Origin of the sequence: Robertmurraya beringensis (assembly GCF_042433785.1) — a bacterium.
GTDB classification, from domain to species: Bacteria; Bacillota; Bacilli; order Bacillales; family Cytobacillaceae; genus Robertmurraya_A; species Robertmurraya_A beringensis.
The window spans coordinates 42,808-60,399 of record NZ_JBHLUU010000022.1 but is presented as its reverse complement, the minus strand read 5'-3'; the positions used below and the strand labels follow the sequence as shown (position 1 = coordinate 60,399).

21 protein-coding genes are annotated in these 17,592 nt (G+C 37.2%); 7 read left to right on the top strand and 14 right to left on the bottom strand.

Going from position 1 to position 17,592, the window contains the following annotated elements; genetic code table 11:
• Positions 1-4 precede the first annotated feature (4 nt).
• The 8 genes from ACFFHF_RS07335 to ACFFHF_RS07300 all read right to left on the bottom strand — a co-directional run bounded on the left by ACFFHF_RS07335 (position 5) and on the right by ACFFHF_RS07300 (position 7,313).
• The gene (locus tag ACFFHF_RS07335; protein ID WP_160549169.1) at positions 5-784 is read right to left on the bottom strand and encodes a Cof-type HAD-IIB family hydrolase; all 780 of its coding nucleotides are present in this window, start codon (positions 782-784) and stop codon (positions 5-7) included.
• 61 nt (positions 785-845) lie between these two features.
• Positions 846-1,112, bottom strand: coding sequence for a phosphocarrier protein HPr (locus ACFFHF_RS07330; RefSeq protein WP_119707141.1), 267 nt, complete (start codon positions 1,110-1,112; stop codon positions 846-848).
• Positions 1,113-1,133: 21 nt separating this feature from the next.
• Complete coding sequence (locus ACFFHF_RS07325; protein ID WP_160549168.1) at positions 1,134-2,570, bottom strand: glycoside hydrolase family 1 protein; 1,437 nt, start codon at positions 2,568-2,570, stop codon at positions 1,134-1,136.
• A gap of 121 nt (positions 2,571-2,691) precedes the next feature.
• A complete protein-coding gene (locus ACFFHF_RS07320) occupies positions 2,692-3,018 on the bottom strand; it encodes a PTS sugar transporter subunit IIA (RefSeq protein WP_160549167.1) in 327 nt (108 codons plus the stop codon).
• A 77-nt stretch (positions 3,019-3,095) separates the two neighbouring features.
• Complete coding sequence (gene celB, locus ACFFHF_RS07315) at positions 3,096-4,427, bottom strand: PTS cellobiose transporter subunit IIC (protein ID WP_340906168.1); 1,332 nt, start codon at positions 4,425-4,427, stop codon at positions 3,096-3,098.
• Positions 4,428-4,459: 32 nt separating this feature from the next.
• Entirely contained in the window at positions 4,460-4,762 is a 303-nt protein-coding gene (locus tag ACFFHF_RS07310; protein WP_160548206.1) for a PTS sugar transporter subunit IIB, read from the bottom strand.
• A 241-nt stretch (positions 4,763-5,003) separates the two neighbouring features.
• A complete protein-coding gene (locus ACFFHF_RS07305) occupies positions 5,004-5,309 on the bottom strand; it encodes a PTS sugar transporter subunit IIB (protein WP_160548205.1) in 306 nt (101 codons plus the stop codon).
• A gap of 78 nt (positions 5,310-5,387) precedes the next feature.
• Positions 5,388-7,313, bottom strand: a complete 1,926-nt coding sequence (locus ACFFHF_RS07300; protein ID WP_160548204.1) for a BglG family transcription antiterminator — start codon at positions 7,311-7,313, stop codon at positions 5,388-5,390.
• Positions 7,314-7,503: 190 nt separating this feature from the next.
• Here ACFFHF_RS07300 and ACFFHF_RS07295 point away from each other — a divergent pair, with 190 nt between their 5' ends.
• Entirely contained in the window at positions 7,504-8,559 is a 1,056-nt protein-coding gene (locus tag ACFFHF_RS07295) for a lactonase family protein (protein WP_160548203.1), read from the top strand.
• A 123-nt stretch (positions 8,560-8,682) separates the two neighbouring features.
• Positions 8,683-9,852, top strand: a complete 1,170-nt coding sequence (locus tag ACFFHF_RS07290; RefSeq protein ID WP_160548202.1) for a M20 family metallopeptidase — start codon at positions 8,683-8,685, stop codon at positions 9,850-9,852.
• 16 nt (positions 9,853-9,868) lie between these two features.
• Here the strand turns inward: ACFFHF_RS07290 and ACFFHF_RS07285 are convergent, their stop codons facing one another.
• The 4 genes from ACFFHF_RS07285 to ACFFHF_RS07270 all read right to left on the bottom strand — a co-directional run bounded on the left by ACFFHF_RS07285 (position 9,869) and on the right by ACFFHF_RS07270 (position 12,786).
• Positions 9,869-10,594 (bottom strand): EcsC family protein, encoded by a 726-nt coding sequence (locus ACFFHF_RS07285; RefSeq protein WP_160548214.1) that lies wholly within the window; start codon positions 10,592-10,594, stop codon positions 9,869-9,871.
• Positions 10,595-10,674: 80 nt separating this feature from the next.
• Positions 10,675-10,794: a DUF4023 family protein gene (locus ACFFHF_RS07280; protein ID WP_377057801.1), complete on the bottom strand. Its 120-nt coding sequence runs from the start codon at positions 10,792-10,794 to the stop codon at positions 10,675-10,677.
• A gap of 50 nt (positions 10,795-10,844) precedes the next feature.
• On the bottom strand, positions 10,845-12,053 hold the full coding sequence (locus ACFFHF_RS07275; protein WP_160548201.1) for an ABC transporter permease: 1,209 nt from the start codon (positions 12,051-12,053) through the stop codon (positions 10,845-10,847).
• The gene (locus ACFFHF_RS07270) at positions 12,046-12,786 is read right to left on the bottom strand and encodes an ABC transporter ATP-binding protein (protein WP_160548200.1); all 741 of its coding nucleotides are present in this window, start codon (positions 12,784-12,786) and stop codon (positions 12,046-12,048) included. The genes ACFFHF_RS07275 and ACFFHF_RS07270 overlap by 8 nt, the downstream gene beginning before the upstream one ends.
• A 512-nt stretch (positions 12,787-13,298) precedes the next feature.
• On the opposite strand from ACFFHF_RS07270, the gene ACFFHF_RS07265 reads away from it, so the two are divergent.
• From ACFFHF_RS07265 to ACFFHF_RS07255, 3 genes are all read left to right on the top strand, one after another.
• A complete protein-coding gene (locus ACFFHF_RS07265) occupies positions 13,299-13,718 on the top strand; it encodes an HIT family protein (RefSeq protein ID WP_160548199.1) in 420 nt (139 codons plus the stop codon).
• Between the two features lie 158 nt (positions 13,719-13,876).
• Positions 13,877-14,953 (top strand): 3-phosphoserine/phosphohydroxythreonine transaminase, encoded by a 1,077-nt coding sequence (serC, locus tag ACFFHF_RS07260; protein WP_160548198.1) that lies wholly within the window; start codon positions 13,877-13,879, stop codon positions 14,951-14,953.
• A 129-nt stretch (positions 14,954-15,082) separates the two neighbouring features.
• The gene (locus ACFFHF_RS07255; RefSeq protein WP_160548197.1) at positions 15,083-15,610 is read left to right on the top strand and encodes a tryptophan transporter; all 528 of its coding nucleotides are present in this window, start codon (positions 15,083-15,085) and stop codon (positions 15,608-15,610) included.
• 28 nt (positions 15,611-15,638) lie between these two features.
• On the opposite strand, the gene yhzF is transcribed toward ACFFHF_RS07255, so the two are convergent.
• Complete coding sequence (yhzF, locus tag ACFFHF_RS24825; RefSeq protein ID WP_512700632.1) at positions 15,639-15,821, bottom strand: membrane protein YhzF; 183 nt, start codon at positions 15,819-15,821, stop codon at positions 15,639-15,641.
• 130 nt (positions 15,822-15,951) lie between these two features.
• Between yhzF and ACFFHF_RS07250 the strand changes: the two genes are divergently transcribed.
• Together ACFFHF_RS07250 and ACFFHF_RS07245 are read left to right on the top strand one after the other, a co-directional pair.
• Positions 15,952-16,308 carry a YtxH domain-containing protein gene (locus ACFFHF_RS07250; protein ID WP_160548196.1) on the top strand — a complete coding sequence of 119 codons (357 nt, stop codon included), beginning with the start codon at positions 15,952-15,954 and terminating at the stop codon, positions 16,306-16,308.
• 250 nt (positions 16,309-16,558) lie between these two features.
• Positions 16,559-17,131, top strand: a complete 573-nt coding sequence (locus ACFFHF_RS07245; RefSeq protein ID WP_160548195.1) for an HTH-type transcriptional regulator Hpr — start codon at positions 16,559-16,561, stop codon at positions 17,129-17,131.
• Here ACFFHF_RS07245 and ACFFHF_RS07240 read toward each other — a convergent pair whose 3' ends face one another.
• Positions 17,132-17,467 (bottom strand): DUF1878 family protein, encoded by a 336-nt coding sequence (locus ACFFHF_RS07240; protein ID WP_160548194.1) that lies wholly within the window; start codon positions 17,465-17,467, stop codon positions 17,132-17,134.
• Positions 17,468-17,592 lie beyond the last annotated feature (125 nt).

The window sequence follows — 17,592 nt, the reverse complement described above, 5'->3', positions numbered from 1 at the left end:
TTTTTTATTTCAACAGCCCGACCAATTCTAATCCGTACGCAATTCCATCTTCATCTACATGCTTTGTTACATATTTAGCAGCACTCTTCGCCTTTTCATGTGCATTTCCCATTGCTACACTATTCTTAACAAAGGAAAGCATCTCAATATCATTTAGTCCATCTCCAAATGCATACACATGCTCAGGTCCAATGCCAAAATGATTCATAGCTGCTTGAATTCCTACAGCTTTAGATCCTCCAGCAGGTAACACATCCACCGCATATTCATGCCAGCGGATAAAATCTAATTGAGGAAATGCTGATTTATAATCCACTTGATCTTGATCTCTATATATTAAAAAGGATTGAAATATTTCTCGACCTCGATGATATAGAGGATCATATCCAACCTTCCCACTTACACTTAGAGAACCAACAGCTTCTTCTAACATGGTATGTGATTCTACATTTCCCTTCATATCTTTGTGATCAAGATATACGATTGGGTGTTGATTTTTAGTTGAATAATTTGTAAGCTCTTCTAAAGCTGAGATGTTGATTGGATTTTTGTATATCACTTGTCCATTTAATACGACATACTGACCATTAAAGCTTACATAATTATCTATTTCTAACTCTTTACGAATCTCGGTTATATTAAAAGGAGATCTCCCTGTCGCAATCGCTACCTCATGCCCTTGATTTTTTAACTGCTGAATAGCTTCCTTTGCCGATTGTGGTAGTTTTTTTTCTTCATTATATAATGTTCCATCAATATCAAAAAAGATCAATTTTTTGGACATGTATCTTCTCTCCCAATTAGAAACCCCATCCAAAAATTGAATGGGGCTACTTGATTTGATTTTATTCAGCAAGTCCTTCTTTAGCTAATACATCAGTAAGACCTTTTAACGCTTCCTCTTCATCTGCACCCTCAGTTGTAATTGTAATTGATGCACCTTTAGGAATACCTAAAGACATGACACCCATAATTGACTTGAGGTTAACTTCTTTTTCCTTGTAAGCTAGTTTCACATCTGAGTTGAATTTACTTGCTGTGCTTACAAGAAGTGTAGCTGGTCTTGCATGAATACCTGTTTCATCAATGACTGTAAAAGTTTTCTTTGCCATAATTAAAACCTCCAAATATGCTTATAGTTTCTCACCGTTTGACTCGATCACGGATTGGTACCATCCAAAGCTTTTCTTCTTGATTCGACGAAGGTCGTGTTCTCCTTCTTCATGTTGATTCACATAAACGAATCCGTAACGTTTTTGGAATCCATTCAACCAGCTTAAAAGATCGGTAAATGACCACACGCAATATCCAAGCATCTCAACACCATCCGAAATGGCTTCCTGAATGGCTACTAAATGTGTTCGAATATAGTCAATACGATAATCATCGTTTACCACATCATTTTCTTCAAGCTTATCATACTCCCCTAACCCGTTTTCACTGATTAAGATTGGCAGGCCGTATCTGCTTTGTATGCGGCGAAGTCCAATTCGAAGTCCAACCGGATCAATATTCCAATCCCAGTTTGTTCTTTCTAAATTGTCATTCTTGACCGTTTTAAATACACCTGGAATTCCTCTGTCTTTTGTTGTTCCTTTTTTCCCTGATGTATTAAAATGACCTTCTGTTACTCCATCAAGCGGGTTTTCTTCGTATGTGGTTGTTTGGTAATAGTTTACACCCATAAAATCAGGTTTTCCAGCTTTTAATAATTCAAAGTCACCATCTTCTACTTGAGGAGCCAATCCGTTCTTTTCTAAATAGTTCCACGTTGCCTCAGGATATTTCCCCCACGCGTAAACGTCCATCCACCAATGGCTTGTAAATTCCTCGGCATTTTCAGCGGCTAGTATATCGGTTGGTTTGGATGTAGCAGCATAAGCAGGAGAATAAGCAAAACTTGGACCAATTTTCCCATCTGGAACATACTTACGGAACTCTTTAATCACGCTTGCATTCGCTAAATTCGCATGGTGATTTACTTGATAAAAAAGCTTGTCATCCTTAACTCCTGGTGGATGAGCGGCCCACTGATACCCAAGCATTGTAAAAATATTTTGCTCATTTAAACTTACCCAATACTTAACACGATCACCAAATCGCTTAAATAAAATGGTACTGTAATTCGTAAAATCTTCTATGATCTTTCTTGATTCCCAGCCACCATATTCATCTTGTAACGATTGGGGTAAATCCCAATGATATAGCGTCAAAACAGGTTCAATATTATGTTTTACGAGCTCATTGATTAGATTATCGTAAAACTGTAGACCTTTCTCATTAACTTCCCCTTTTCCTTGAGGAAGAATTCTTGTCCACGCCACTGAAAAACGATATGCCTTCATTCCCATTTCTGCCATTAACTGCACATCTTCTTTATATCGATGGTAATGATCAACTGCTACATCACCAGTTGTCCCCTTAAATGTCTTCCCTGGTATGCGAACGAATAAATCCCAATTAGAGGGTCCTTTTCCATCCTCATCCCATGCACCTTCTACCTGATAAGCTGCAGAAGCTGCACCCCATAGGAAATTCTCCGGAAACGGTTTTAGTTGCTTATGTATCATTTCTATCTCTCCTTCGTTTTATCCCTTTTTTCAAAGTAATGAAGATGGTTCTGATGCTCTCACACCAGAACCAATTCTTTGTTATTATGCTTATTTCTCTAGAAATTACAGTACCAAATTGTTAGCTAGAAACTTTCTCTAACTTAATCGTCTCATATAAATCCACAAATTCATTTGCTAAATCCTTCATGGTAATGGCATTCATGAGATGATCTTGCGCATGAACCATCAATAGAGAAATTTCTACCTTTTCTCCTCTGATTTCACCTTGAATTAATGACGTTTGAACATGGTGTGCTTCATTTAATGCATCTGCTGCTTCTTGTAATTTTGCTCGTGCTTCTGTGAAATCTCCTCGCTTCGCTGCTGCGATCGCTTCCATTGAAGAGCTTTTTCCATTTCCACCATGTAAAATAATCTGAAATACTGTTTCTTCCATTGTTGCCATTGTAAGTCCCTCCGTATAAAAAGCATTCTCACATAAACTCTTGTGAGAATACTCCTTCTATTTTTTTAAACGTTTAATTAGCTTACTTTTGATGAATTATTTACTCCGCCTTCTTCTTGTTGCTTCATTTTATCCCACATTCTGAAGAACGGGAAGTAGATAGCTAAAGCGATAACGACGTTGACAGCCTGCATAACCGCACCTGAAATTTTACCTCCAGTTGCAAGGTATCCACCGATAATTGGCGGCGTTGTCCAAGGAATCGCGATACCTGCTGGCTTCGCAACTAAACCTAACTTCATGGAGTAGTACGTTACAATGATTAACACGATTGGTGTTAAGAAGAATGGTACGATTAGTAATGGGTTCATTACGATTGGTGTACCAAAAATGATTGGTTCGTTGATCATGAATGTTCCAGGACCAGCCGATAATTTACCAAGCGCCTTCATTTGTTGGCTCTTTGCCCAGAAAAGCATGAGCATAGCTAGACCAAATGTAGCACCAGTACCACCGATATTGACGAATACTTCAAAGAATTGTGATGTAAAGATATTTGGTAATTCTTCACCTGCACGGAACGCAATTTGGTTTTCTTCTGTAGCCATTAACCATACTGGACTTAGTACACCTGCAACGATGTTTGTTCCGTGAAGACCTGCTGACCAAAGCATCATGATAAGCATGTAGGCAACAATGGAACCGATTAAGCTTCCGCCTAATAATCCTAGTGGCTTTCCTAGTACTAATTGAACCACGTCGTGAATACTGCTGATTCCAAAGTATTCAATTACTAAGCGAATAACGAAGATAGTAGTAATAACGATAAAACCAGGAACGAGTGCAACAAACGATTTACTCACTGCCGGTGGTACACTATCTGGCATTTTAATAACGATATTTTTCTTTAGAATAAGGTTATACACTTCTGTCGAGAATAAAGCGATTAAGATCGCTACGAAAAGTCCTTTACTTCCCATTAGTGCGACAGGAATTGCTCCACCAACTGCAATGGCTTCCGTTGCTCCATCTGGAGTAAACGGTACATTGAAAGGTGTTGCTAGTAAGAACGCACACAGTGAGATAACCCCAGCTGTAATGGCGTCAATGCCATACCGCTCAGCTAGGCGATACGCAATACCGAATGCGGCGATTAGACCCATCATGTTAAACGTTGCATCGGTTGGATACATTAATTTTGCTAGCCATTGATCTCCGAACACACTTGCCATGAAATCAGCATAACCAGGAATCGGTAGGAAACCTAAGATTAGGAATACAGAACCGATAATAATCATTGGCATCGCTAGGATAATACCATCTTTTAAAGCACCTAAATGTCTTTGTGCGGCTAATTTACCAGCAAAAGGCATAAACTTTGATTCAAGGAAACCTAAAAACTTATTCATCACGTTTTATTCCCTTCTTTAAACAGAGATATTTAGTTTTTTAGTGCTACAGCTGTTTTTAACACTTCTGCTCCATTACACATTCCGTAGTGAATTGGATTAATAGAATCAACCGGGATATTCTTTTCTTTTCCTAGTTGTTGCATTTGAGGTAATAGGTAACGTACTTGTGGTCCAAGAAGCAATACATCCGCTTGATCGATATTCGCTTTTACTTGATCTGCACTTACAGCCCAAATTTTCGACTCAAGACCTTGTTCTTTTGCAGCCGCTTCCATTTTTGTTACTAGTAAACTTGTAGACATACCTGCCGCACAGCATAATAGAATATTCATTATAAATTCCTCCTAATATTTTGAGATGCTCTCTTAATCATTGAGAGCCTAAAAGTAAATGATTGGATTGTCTCAAGAAGCCTTACTTGTTTGTTTCACTTTGTTTGTCTCTTCTTGATGTCTTTATTGTAATTGTAAACCGCTTTCACTTACATCTATCGTTTTTCCGTTTCTCAAAGGAAATGGATATTGAATTCTTTTTTACACAAAAAAACAGGGAACTCACTCCCTGTTTTTCAGTTTATTTATTTTTTAATAGTTTTGCATATTTTAATACTTCCACACCATTGCAAGTACCATAATGAACCGTGTTAATTACGTCTACTGGAATGCCTTTTTCTTCTCCAAGCTTTTTAAGTTCAGGTAGTAGATGGCGAACTTGCGGACCTAATAGGATAATGTCCGCGTCTTTAATATGTTTATACACAACATCCCCGGGTACTGCCCAGATTTTATTGTTTTCACCCTGATCGAGTGAAATTTGATTCATTTTTCTTACTAGCAAGCTTGTTGACATGCCAGCTGCACAGCATAACAAGATATTCATCGCAACTCCTCCTATACTAATTCGACAAAGTAAAAGCTCCCATTCAGGTTCCTCTATTAAAAGAAAAGACACCAGCCTCTATAATTTTAAGAAGGTGTCTTTAAATTCATGATAGGACTTTGCCTTAATTAATTGTTGTACTAACTCACGATCATCGATCACTTTACCTAACATATCGTACATTCTCTGCAAATCTCCACTACTATCTCTTTCGACACTAAGCAAACAAACAAATTGTACCAGTTTATCGTCCCACTCTATAGGCTTCTGTAAGGTACAAATCGACCAAAATGTCTCGTCTGTTAATGGATTTAACGGATGTGGAATAGCAACAAAATTTCCAAAGGAGGTGGAGGAAAGAGCTTCCCTCTCCTTCACTGATTCAATGAAAACATCATCTATCAAACCCATTTCTTTCAAATTCGAGAACATGTAAGATAAAACTTCTTCCTTCGATAAAAGTGCTTGTTGTAAGAAAACTAGCTCTTCCCTTGTATACTCGAGGGTTGTCGTTTGCTCTGATACAGCCGACTTAATTTTATTTAAATCTTGATCACCTAAAAATGTGTTCACATGAATGACTGGAATGGACATTTTTTGCTGAATAGGTACTGTACTAATAATGAAATCAATATCATGTAGATCCATCTGCTGAAGTTTATAAAATTCGGTTGTGTCAACAATATCAAGCTTTGGCCCAAAGGTTGACTGAAGCTTATAGTAAAGCAATCTCGCACTCCCTACTCCTGATGCACATACAATTAAGCATCTTTTCGGACCATGGTGGATTTGCTTCCGCTCCATAGCGACTCCAATATGGAGGGCTAGGTATCCAATTTCATTTTCGTCTATATCAATACTAAGTTGTTTTTTTAACTCTTTTCCAGCAATGAGCCCAGCTTGAAACGCTACTGGATAATTAGCCTTGATTTCATTAATCATTGGATTTCTCAAGTTCATTCCATAACGGTACCGATTGATTGCTGGCTTAATATGTAGACACATTTGCTCTAGGAGTTCTTTATCTTCGCTAATTCCTAATGACAGATTTTCATCGATTTTTGCAAGAATATCAGATACTAATTGAGCAATTTTTTTATCAATCACTTTCTCCACTTGCTCACCAGGTGATTTTTCAATCATTTTCGTACCTAAAAGATGAATGGCTATATAAGCGACTTCATTTTCTGGAAAATCAACCATGAGGCTTTCACTTAGGTTTTTCACAATTTTTTCAGCAACAGAAAATTCCTTTTGTCCAATGATTTCATTTAGCTCATCTGAATACAATAACACATGATTCCCTTCACGGATGCGCTTACAAGCTATTGCTACATGGATAATTAAATTATTTAACCCGACATCAGATAGGGTGATATGATGCTCTCTAATAAGCGCTAAAATGACGTTTCGAATCACTAGTATTTCTTCCTTGGTAAGGATATTCAGTTGTTCATTAACAACATCAAGTTCGTCCCTTTTTTTATTAAAGATATAATCCGACATACAAAAGCGAACCTTGACTTCATCACCTTTAATCCTTAAACCATAATTAGGTTTCTTTTCTAAACTTAATCCATACCGTGAGAGGATTTTCTTAATATCCTTTACGTCATTTAATATGGTTGAGCGACTAACAAATATTTCATCAGCCAAGTGATCAAGCTTTACAAATTTATTTGTTAGAAGTAGCCTCGTAATAATATACCGTATCCGTTCTTCAGGTGAGTCCGGTCTTCCAACACTCGTTTCAGCCGTATCTTGAAACACTTCATTTATAAAGTTGATAAACTGCTGGTTATTATTTACAACTAGTTCGTATCCTGTTCCTCGTACTGATTTAATATCTGCACCGTTCTTTTCAAGGATTGCCTGAAGGTCTTTCATATCATTACGAATGGTTCTTGATGTTACTTTAATAACGCTTGCTAAATACTCGCTCGTAATAGGCACCTTCGCTCCCATTAGTTCTCCGAGTATCATCGTGAGACGAGAAATAATCATTTCGAACCTACTCCCCTAAAATCTATTTCTTTCTAAAATATGCTTTATTTCGTTCTACGGACTTTTCTGAAAAGTTAACATTTCTCTCTATTTCTTGTCAAGTTGATAATTAAAATAAGACTTCCTTCTTGATTTTCAATGACCGTAAGAATAGGATAACATTGTATATTAATTTATTGGAGGGAATGCCTTGAGTAGCGCTGATAAAGTAATTGGATATGTTGGAACGTACACAAAAGGTGATAGTGAAGGGATTTATCGCTTTGTTTTAGACACAAAAGCTGGAAAAATTGAAAAGGTTGAACTTGCAGGTAAAGTAGAAAACCCTACCTATGTTTCTATTACAGGCGATAACAAATTTCTTTATTCCGTTTCAAAAAATGGTGATCTAGGTGGAGTAACTTCTTTTTCAATTGAAGAAGGTACAGGAAAGCTTCAAAAAATTAATGATCAAGGGTCGGCTGGTTCTCCTCCTTGTCACTTAGAGATAAACCCAGATAATACCGCACTGTTTACTGCGAACTACCATAAAGGAACGGTTGAAGTGCATAAGGTAAACGCAGAGACGGGTGAAATCCAACCTGCTTCTTCAAGTGTTGCCCATACTGGAAGCGGTCCAGATCCTAGACAGGAGAAGGCACATACCCACTTCTCTGGCTTAACGCCTGATGGAAAATACGTGGTGGCAGTTGAACTTGGAATTGATAAAATCTTTACATATGAACTGAAAGAAGATCAATTATCTCTAGTTTATGAACTTTCTGTGAAACCTGGAAGTGGCCCAAGACATATTGTGTTTCATCCAACAAAACCACTCGCTTATGTAATGACCGAATTTAGTGGAGAGGTACTAGTTCTTCAATACGATTCAACTAACGGTAGCTTAAAACAAATTCAAGCCATTTCTACACTTCCTTCAAGTTTTACCGAAAACAATCAAGGAAGCGCAATTCACATTAGCTCTGATGGGCGTTTTGTTTACGCTGGTAATAGAGGACATAATAGTATTGCGAGCTTTGTTGCAGACGAAAATGGCTCCCTTTCATTTTTAGAACATACATCAACAGAAGGTGATTGGCCACGTGACTTTGCACTAGATCCAACAGAATCATATATTGTTGCATCCAATCAAGAGTCAGGCAACCTTGTCCTTTTTGCTAGAGACAAAGAAACTGGTAAACTAAGTCTGCTTCAATCTGACATTACCGTTCCTTATGCCGTTTGTGTGAAGTTTTTATCTATTTAACGAACGAAAGACTACCTCTAGGTAGTCTTTCGTTTTTCTTTTTTTCTACATAAGAAGAAAACCATTTTTCAAGCAAAAAATGTTATAATTATCTGAAATTAGTAAAAAGGAGTGGGGATTAATTTGCTTACGACACTGTTTACGAAGCTAGAAGATTATTATCCTGAAATGGTTGAGATTCGAAGATACTTACATCAGCATCCAGAGCTTTCTTTTCAGGAAGTGAATACAGCTAACTTTATCGCATCTTATTACGAAAAACTTGGAGTGGAAGTTCAAAGAGGTGTCGGTGGCAATGGAGTAGTAGCAAAGATCCAAGGAAACTATCCTGGAAAAACAATTGCCTTACGTGCAGACTTTGATGCACTTCCTATTCAGGATGAAAAGGATGTCTCGTACAAATCAACTGTTCCAGGTGTTATGCATGCTTGTGGGCACGATGGTCACACTGCATCCCTACTTGTCCTAGCTAAAGTACTCCATGAATTAAAAGATGAACTTCACGGTACATATATTATGATTCATCAACATGCAGAAGAGTATGCTCCAGGAGGCGCGGCATCCATGATTGAAGCGGGTTGTCTTGAAGGGGTAGACGTTATCTTTGGTACGCATTTATGGGCAAGCGAGCCCACAGGAAAAATCCAATACCGAACTGGTCCTATTATGGCCGCAGCAGATCGATTTGTGATTACCGTCCAAGGCAAAGGGGGACATGGAGCACAGCCACATAAAACAAAGGATTCCATTGTTGTTGGCGCCCAACTCGTATCCAATTTACAACAGATTGTAAGCAGACGTGTTAGTCCAGTGGAGTCTGCAGTAGTTACCGTTGGATCCTTTGTCGCAGACAATGCATTTAACGTAATTGCGGATAAAGCAAAATTAATCGGAACCGTCCGCACATTTAACGAAGACCTTCGTGACTTTATCGCTGACGAAATCGAACGCATTGTAAAGGGTACTTGCATTGCCTCCGACTGCTCGTATTCTTATGAGTATATAAAAGGTTATCCAGCAGTTGTTAACCATAAAGAAGAAACGGAGTATCTGGTTCAACTAGCAAATGATATGGAAGACATCAAAGTAGTAGAAGAAGCAGAGCTGCAAATGGGTGGAGAAGATTTCGCCTATTATCTCCAGCATGTGAAAGGAACCTTCTTCTTTACAGGGGCAAAGCCTGTCGGTGTGGAGATTGCTTACCCACATCATCACCCGAAATTCGACATCGATGAACAAGCCCTACTCGTAGCTGCTAAAACGCTCTTGTCAGCTGCCATTAACTATAAATAATTCTTATCGGCCCCTACTACTCAGGTTGTGGGGCCCTTTTAAGTAAACGAAGACGATAACAGTTCATTGCCACTTCTCCTAAAGAGTCTAGAAGATTATAGTTTGCATATGCCCCTACAACGGCTCCAATCCCAGGGACTAGCTGAAGCATTTTTATAAAGTCAATATGATCTCGGTACTCTTGTTGGAAAGATTGCCAGTCCATATCTTCATAATTTTGTTTTCTTACCTCCCAATTTTCAATCACCTCAAATGTTTCCAGCCTTTTTTCATCACTTGAGAAAGCTAGTGAGAACACATGTAAAATAAATATTCGTTCTTCAAGCTTTTCAGGATTAAAACCGTATATCGTAGCCGTTTCACTTAAGTATTTCATTTTAATGGACAGTAGCAGCGGAAAGTCAGCTAAACCTAAAAAAATCCCTCCTGCTCCTGTTCCTGCTCCCTCTAGAGTGGCTGTTTTTCGGTAAAAGGAAAGTTTTTCAGCAGCCATTTTATCTTTTTCCATTAAAGATGAACCTGCCCTATTCTCTTTCTTTGTCGTGATATATGACCCTACTAGTAGAGCTTTAACCATTTGTTTAATACTATCAGTGATGAATTGATGCGCCTTTGCAGGGATTAACTCATTAATTTTTCCTTGTGCTTTTTTGGATACTCGCTGAAGGATTGGTGATTTTTTTAATAATTTCCGTTTCCATAAAACAATTTCATGATAAATCTTTAATTCGTATTCATTCATCAAAATTTCCCCTCCTCTCTTTTATACGTTCAAACAAGACTTTTGTTTCAAAAAAGAAGAAGGCATTCGCCTTCTTCAACTTAATGCTGCTTATTCGGAAGCCTTTTCTCTGGGTGATTATTTCCACGCTTCTTATTTTTTAGTTCCTTTTTTTTATCTTCTGCCAGTTTATCAACAAATTGACTTGTATTTTCCATCATGACTCCCCTTTCTTTTCTGGGTAGTCATAGTGTAACCAGCTTTGCAAAAATTACGTCAGCTTTTTATGACTATACTGATATACAAACAAATAACTAAATGCAACCCCTGCGAACAATGCAACAGCACTAATCATCAAGTCACCCTTTAAGATGATTGAAATGGATAGTAAAAGGGATTGAATGCTTAATACGACAAAAAGAAGCTTCTGAAATGATATTTTTTTCGTTATTTCTTTTACTGGATATAACTGTATCCATAGCTTGTTTTGATGGTGATTCCATAATGGGAGTAATTGAAAACCTGTTAAGTAAAGAAACAGTACAACAAAAAGAATTTGTCCATATCCAAAAGTGACAAAATAAAGGACTAGTCCTCCAATAACAGTCAGACGTATCCACAAGCCTAAATAATCTCCACCTCTGATAAAAGTTTGAAGAAATAAATGTAAAAAAGTAGCATCCTGATGATAGGGCAAACTTGAGGGTATCCAATCTAACCACCTGCGTCTCTTTACCTCATCCTTTAACTTCGGAACATCTGTAAACAGATTGGCTAAGCGATAGAATGACATCATTCTTCTGTCTTCTAGCTGAATAAGACGCTCCCATTTTAACCCCTTATTCTTTGTTTGGTTATAGTAAGTAAAGAAAAGAAGAAGTAATAAAAAAGCGACAACCCCAATTAACCAAATAGCTGCTTGATTGAACAAAAGATATAAAAATACTCCATTCACCACAAACCGGATGACCGTATCTAGCCTTTGAGTGGACTCCTCCACATAATATTGTACTCTCCATCTAATATACAGATTTAACAGTTTTAGCCCTGCTAAAACGACAAGAAACGGGAGGAAATGATGAAAACCACTTCCTGTTACTTGAGCATAAATCGGCATTAAGACACCGAGGAAAAGTACTAACAAGTACAAGCCAATGAAAAAACTCAAAAGAATGCTGCGATTAAAATATGATTGAAGTCTTTCTTCAAGGGCAAGAAGAAACACTTTATCAGGATCAACTACAAAAGTAAAAATAGGACTAATTGTAACCACTAGGGACAAAATGATTGCCATTAATAGGGCTACGGGAAAATCGCTTGATAATGTCTTTACCCATTCTTGATAGTAGAAAGCAGCCGTTCCTAATAAAAATACCAGGACAATGACAATATGACCGTTAAAAATATATCGAGAATAACGACCAACTTCTTTACTTGCTGTACCGAGTCGCTCCCTCCACAACTTAAGTGCATCAAACATAATCTTCTTCCTTTGTCAGTTGGATATAAAGATCATCAAGTGTAGCATCTGGCATTGAAAATTGCTCCCTTAATTCTGCTAAAGTGCCCTTTGCACGAACCTTACCTTCGTGAAGAATAACAAACCGATCACAATATCTTTCCGCCGTTGCAAGTATGTGGGTAGACATTAATATCCCTGCACCGCTTTCCTTCATCTTCTTCATAAGATCTAACAAAGATTGAATTCCAAGTGGATCCAGACCTACAAAAGGTTCATCCACAATGTAAAGAGAAGGCTGAACCAAAAAAGCACACATAATCATTACCTTTTGTTTCATTCCTTTTGAGAAATGAGCAGGAAACCACTTTAGCCTCTTACTCATTCGAAACTCCTTCAACAGGGTTTCTTTTCTCTCCTGAAAGGTCTTTTCTTCTAGACCGTATGCCATAGCAGTTAAACGTAAATGCTCATCCAATGTTAACTCGTCATAAAGAATGGGTGTTTCGGGTACAAACGTAAATTCTCTTCGATATTCCTCTTTGCTTGTATGTATGGCTTTTCCATTAATCGTAATTTCACCCGATTGTGGCTCCATCAAGCCAATAATATGTTTAATGGTTGTGCTTTTGCCTGCCCCGTTCAGTCCAATTAAACCAACGATTTCATTCGCTTTCACATCAAAAGAAATGTCTTTTAAAACAGGGTTTCTAGTATATCCACCGGTTATATTTGAAAGCTGCAAAAGTGTCATTTATCTTCCTCCATTAGTTGTTAGCACCATTTTAACAAAATGTCATTCTAAAAAATAGAAATAGGCATTTATAAAAAAATTTCATTTCTTTTTGTATAGAACCTCTTAATGCGGGCATGATAATATTCGAAGGGGAACAACAAGTAGATGTTCAATCATCGAAATGAGGTGTCAGTGGGCGATAATAATCAATCACGATACGTTAAACGTTCCTATATGCTTTGATCTAACCACATTTTTATAAATGAGGTGTTCGCAAAAGACCAATCTGCTATGCTTTATAAGTTGTAAAACATATAAAGATAAGGGGATGGTTCGCTTGAACAAAGGATCGAAATCTCTATAGACAAATCATTTTTAAATGAGGTGTTTATCAAAGAGAATTTATTGCTATAGAACGATTAAAAAGCTTTCCCCTTCAAGAACGGGCGGGATTCCTTGCGAATCCTGCCCTCTTATTTGTTTAAATTCTATGGTAAAATATACATATATATGAATAGGAGGGACAAATAATGAGCGATTGTATTTTTTGCAAAATTGTGAATGGAGATATTCCCGCAGCGAAAGTATTTGAAAATGACCACGTGGTTGCGTTTTTAGATATAAGCCAAGTAACAAAGGGACATACATTAATCATTCCAAAGGTACATAAGGAAAATCTATACGAATTGACTCCCGAAATTTCTAGCGAATTATTCAAAGTGGCTCCTAAGATTGCCAATGCCATTAAAGATGCGTATCGCCCAGTTGGTCTAAATCTTGTGAATAATAATGGTGAAAAAGCTGGACAATCCGTGTTCCACTTCCACATGCATCTGATTCCACGCTATGGTGAAGGAGATGGATTCGGTGCTGTTTGGAAGTCTAATCAAAGTAACTACACGCCAGACGATCTTCGTAAAATTGCGGATTCTATCAGTAGCGAATTGTAAGACTGTTCTTTTCGGACAGTCTTTTTTTCTTTTCCTTTTTAAAATTTTCATAATGTTCAAATTCTCATCTTTACATAGTACGATTTTCTGTTAGGATAAATATATCTTTTTTCTTTGCTGCTTTAAACCGTAAACATCTAACTGGAGGTATGTATTGTATGAATCGCGCACTTAATTTTAATGCAGGACCAGCTGCTCTTCCGGCAGAGGTTCTAATTGAAGCTCAAAAGCATTTGCTTAATTTTAATGGTACCGGCATGTCGGTAATGGAGTTAAGCCATAGAAGTAAACCCTATGAGGAAGTTCACGATGGTGCCATCTCAAAGCTTAGAACGCTAATGAACATTCCTGATGATTATGAAGTCCTTTTCTTACAAGGTGGCGCTAGCACTCAGTTTTCTATGGTTCCAATGAATCTGCTGAAGGAAGGTCAAACCGCTTCCTACATCCTTTCCGGTGCTTGGTCTGAAAAAGCGTTAAAGGAAGCAAAAAAAGTTGGACAAACGAGCATCCTCGCTTCAAGTAAAGAAAGCAATTATAACTCTATTCCGGAGTTTACTCTTTCAGATCTTTCATCTGATACTGCCTACCTTCATATTACTAGTAACAACACAATTTTTGGTACACAATGGCAAAGCTTCCCAGATTCGCCTGTTCCTTTAATCGGAGATATGTCGAGTGATATTTTAAGCAAGCCTATTCAAGTGGATCAATTTGGACTTATTTACGCTGGAGCACAGAAAAACCTAGGACCTTCAGGAGTTACTGTTGTTATTATAAAGAAAAGCCTGTTAGAACGCTCCACAGATGCGTTACCAACCATGCTTAATTACAAAACTTATGCAGACAACAATTCCTTATATAACACACCGCCAACAATCGCTATTTATTTATTGAAGCTTGTACTTGATTGGGTTGAAAATCAAGGTGGTGTGACAGCAATAGAAAAAATCAACGATCAAAAAGCTAAGCTTCTATACGATGCCATTGATGAGAGTGAAGGTTTTTATAATGGGCACGCCACACTTAATAGCCGTTCGAAGATGAATGTGACTTTCACTTTACAAAGTGAAGAAGCAACAAAAGTTTTCCTTCAACAGGCAAAAGAAGAAGGCTTTGTTGGTTTAAATGGTCACCGCTCAGTCGGTGGTTGCCGTGCATCCATTTATAATGCTGTTCCTCTTGAGAATGTTGAAAAGCTAGCTGAGTTCATGAAGAAGTTTTCGCAAAAATAATAACCAGATTAGTTAACTTTTTATATAATTTGTAGTGTGATATAATAAGAGCAAGTTTTTCGCTATAGGCAAAGAGTGCACTATAGGAGGAACGAAAATGAGAGAAGAACAGACGAGGAGAGATGAGAAATGAATACGAAAAATCTTGTTGCACTATCATTACTAGTGGGAATGGGTGCGGTATTACATGCAGTAGTTCCACCAATTCTTTTTGGAATGAAGCCTGACATGATGTTAACGATGATGTTTTTAGGAATTATGCTATTTCCAGAAAAGAAAAATGTGCTGCTTGTTTCATTAGTAACAGGCATCATTTCTGGCTTAACTACAAGCTTTCCTGGAGGACTATTCCCGAATATTATCGATAAGCCTATCACTGCTTTTGTTTTCTTTGGCCTATTTCTAGCTCTTAAGAAGTTTAGAAACAATATGGTTAGTGTTGGTGTATTAACTGCTGTTGGTACAGTTGTGTCCGGACTTGTATTCTTAAGTGCAGCTAGTGTAATCGCTGGGTTACCTGGTCCATTTGCCGCATTATTTGCTGGTGTGGTCTTACCTGCTACGGTGGTTAACACAATTGCTATGATTGTACTTTACCCAATTGCCTATGCAATTGTTAAAAGAACAAAACTTAACCAGCAAGTTATTTCTGGTTAATAGAAAAGAACCCTTTAAGGGTTCTTTTCTATTTTATGCTGGATAGAAGAATGGCCGCTAACAAAAGGATGATTCCAGTCCCTAAAAATGCACTTGCCCTCTTTTTCAACCGCTTTTTTGGAGGATAAAAACCTGGTTTCAATAGTGATAACATATAGAAAACTGCGGCTACAAAACAAATAATGCTTATTAAAACTAATATGCTTACCACCCATACCACCTTCTTGTTCGTGAAATATTTATATATATGCTTGTTTTATATAATCTATGTGAAACAACATGTTTACCCATGATGAATCATGTTAATATAAGTCCTATAAACGTCTATTAGGGGTGAGCTTATGAATGCAAAGAAAATTCTTCTAGGAGTGGTAGTTGGTGGAATTGCTAGTGGTATAGCTACGCTCCTAACAACTCCTCAATCTGGTGTTGCTCTGCGGAAAAACCTAGTTCGCTTTGAAGAGGAATGGAGACAAAATTTGGCCGCTTTAAGTACTTCTATACGAGATCTGAGCCAAGAGGTTGCTTCAGTAACTAAAGAAGGGAAAGTCGTCCTTTCAAGCTTGATAACAGATATTAAAATTAGTGTACAAGCCTGGAAGGAGTCTACGGCCGACAACCAACATGCGATTAAAATAGAGCTAGATTTGATACAAGAAGCGTTACGCAAACTTGAAAATGATTTAGGAAAAAATTAATCACTCTAGAATTTAAGATCTTGTCTGTCCTTTTTTTCATATGAAAAGAAGGATTTTTTTTATTTAATGAAAATTTTCTCATATTATTTAACGTTTATTTCCATAAATCTTATAAATCTATCACTATCTTCTTAATTGGAAATAAAATTTTATCTAATTTCTAAAAATTTTGTAAATTACATCTTTATTAATTTTTGTTTTATTGGCATAATGAAAATAATAGACAAAAAAAAGTGGGTGACTAATAGGGATGGCGGGAAAAGATTATACAATGAAAGAAGCAATGCTATTTAGTCAGAGAATTGCGCAACTAAGCAAAGCTCTCTGGAAAGCCATTGAAAAGGATTGGCAACATTGGATTAAGCCACATGATCTAAACATTAATGAACATCATATTTTATGGATTGCTTACCATCTAAATGGTGCATCCATCTCTGATGTGGCGAAATTTGGGGTCATGCATGTTTCAACAGCTTTTAACTTTTCAAAGAAACTAGAGGAGCGAGGACTTTTACAATTCTCTAAAAAGGAAAATGATAAGCGAAACACGTATGTACAAATTACGGATAAAGGAGAAAGCATCCTTCTGGACTTAATGGAACACTATGAACCATCAGGAAATGCTGCTTTCTCAGGTGCTTTGCCATTAAAGGAACTATACGGCAAGTTTCCAGATATCATTGAGGTAATGGCCATTGTCCGAAATATTTATGGGGACGACTTTATGGAGATTTTCGAAACATCCTTTAGAAACATTGAAGAGGATTTTGAAGAGAAGGAAGGAAAGCTTACAAAGAAAAAATCATCGTCTGAGTATGTATAATCATAAGTACCTTTTAAGCTCATCCATTAGTGGTAGAAACAGTCTTTGAAGGATACACGCATGAATTACTTCTTCTACTTGTAAGCGTGGGTGTAATTCTTCTTTAAACTTTTTAAAAAGCGGATGAAAATATACAAAGCCTTCCGCTTTCTGTTCTTCCAATTCTATGCTCATTCGTTCACAATTCGTACAAAATACCTGTACATCACGTTCAGATAAACCTCTTTCAATTACTAACAGATCAAATTTGGCATTATTACTACCAATCATCTTTAAAAGCAAGGATTGATGGTACTCTAAACGCTTTATTCTTTCTAATAATTCCTCGTCAAACATCCTTCTACCTCTTTTCTATTCTTCCTTCATTCTATTGTATAAAATGTAAAATGATATGACAAAAAATTTATCGAAAATTGTTTGCTGTTTTCCTATTGATTTTTTTATCTGTTCATCGTAAAGTA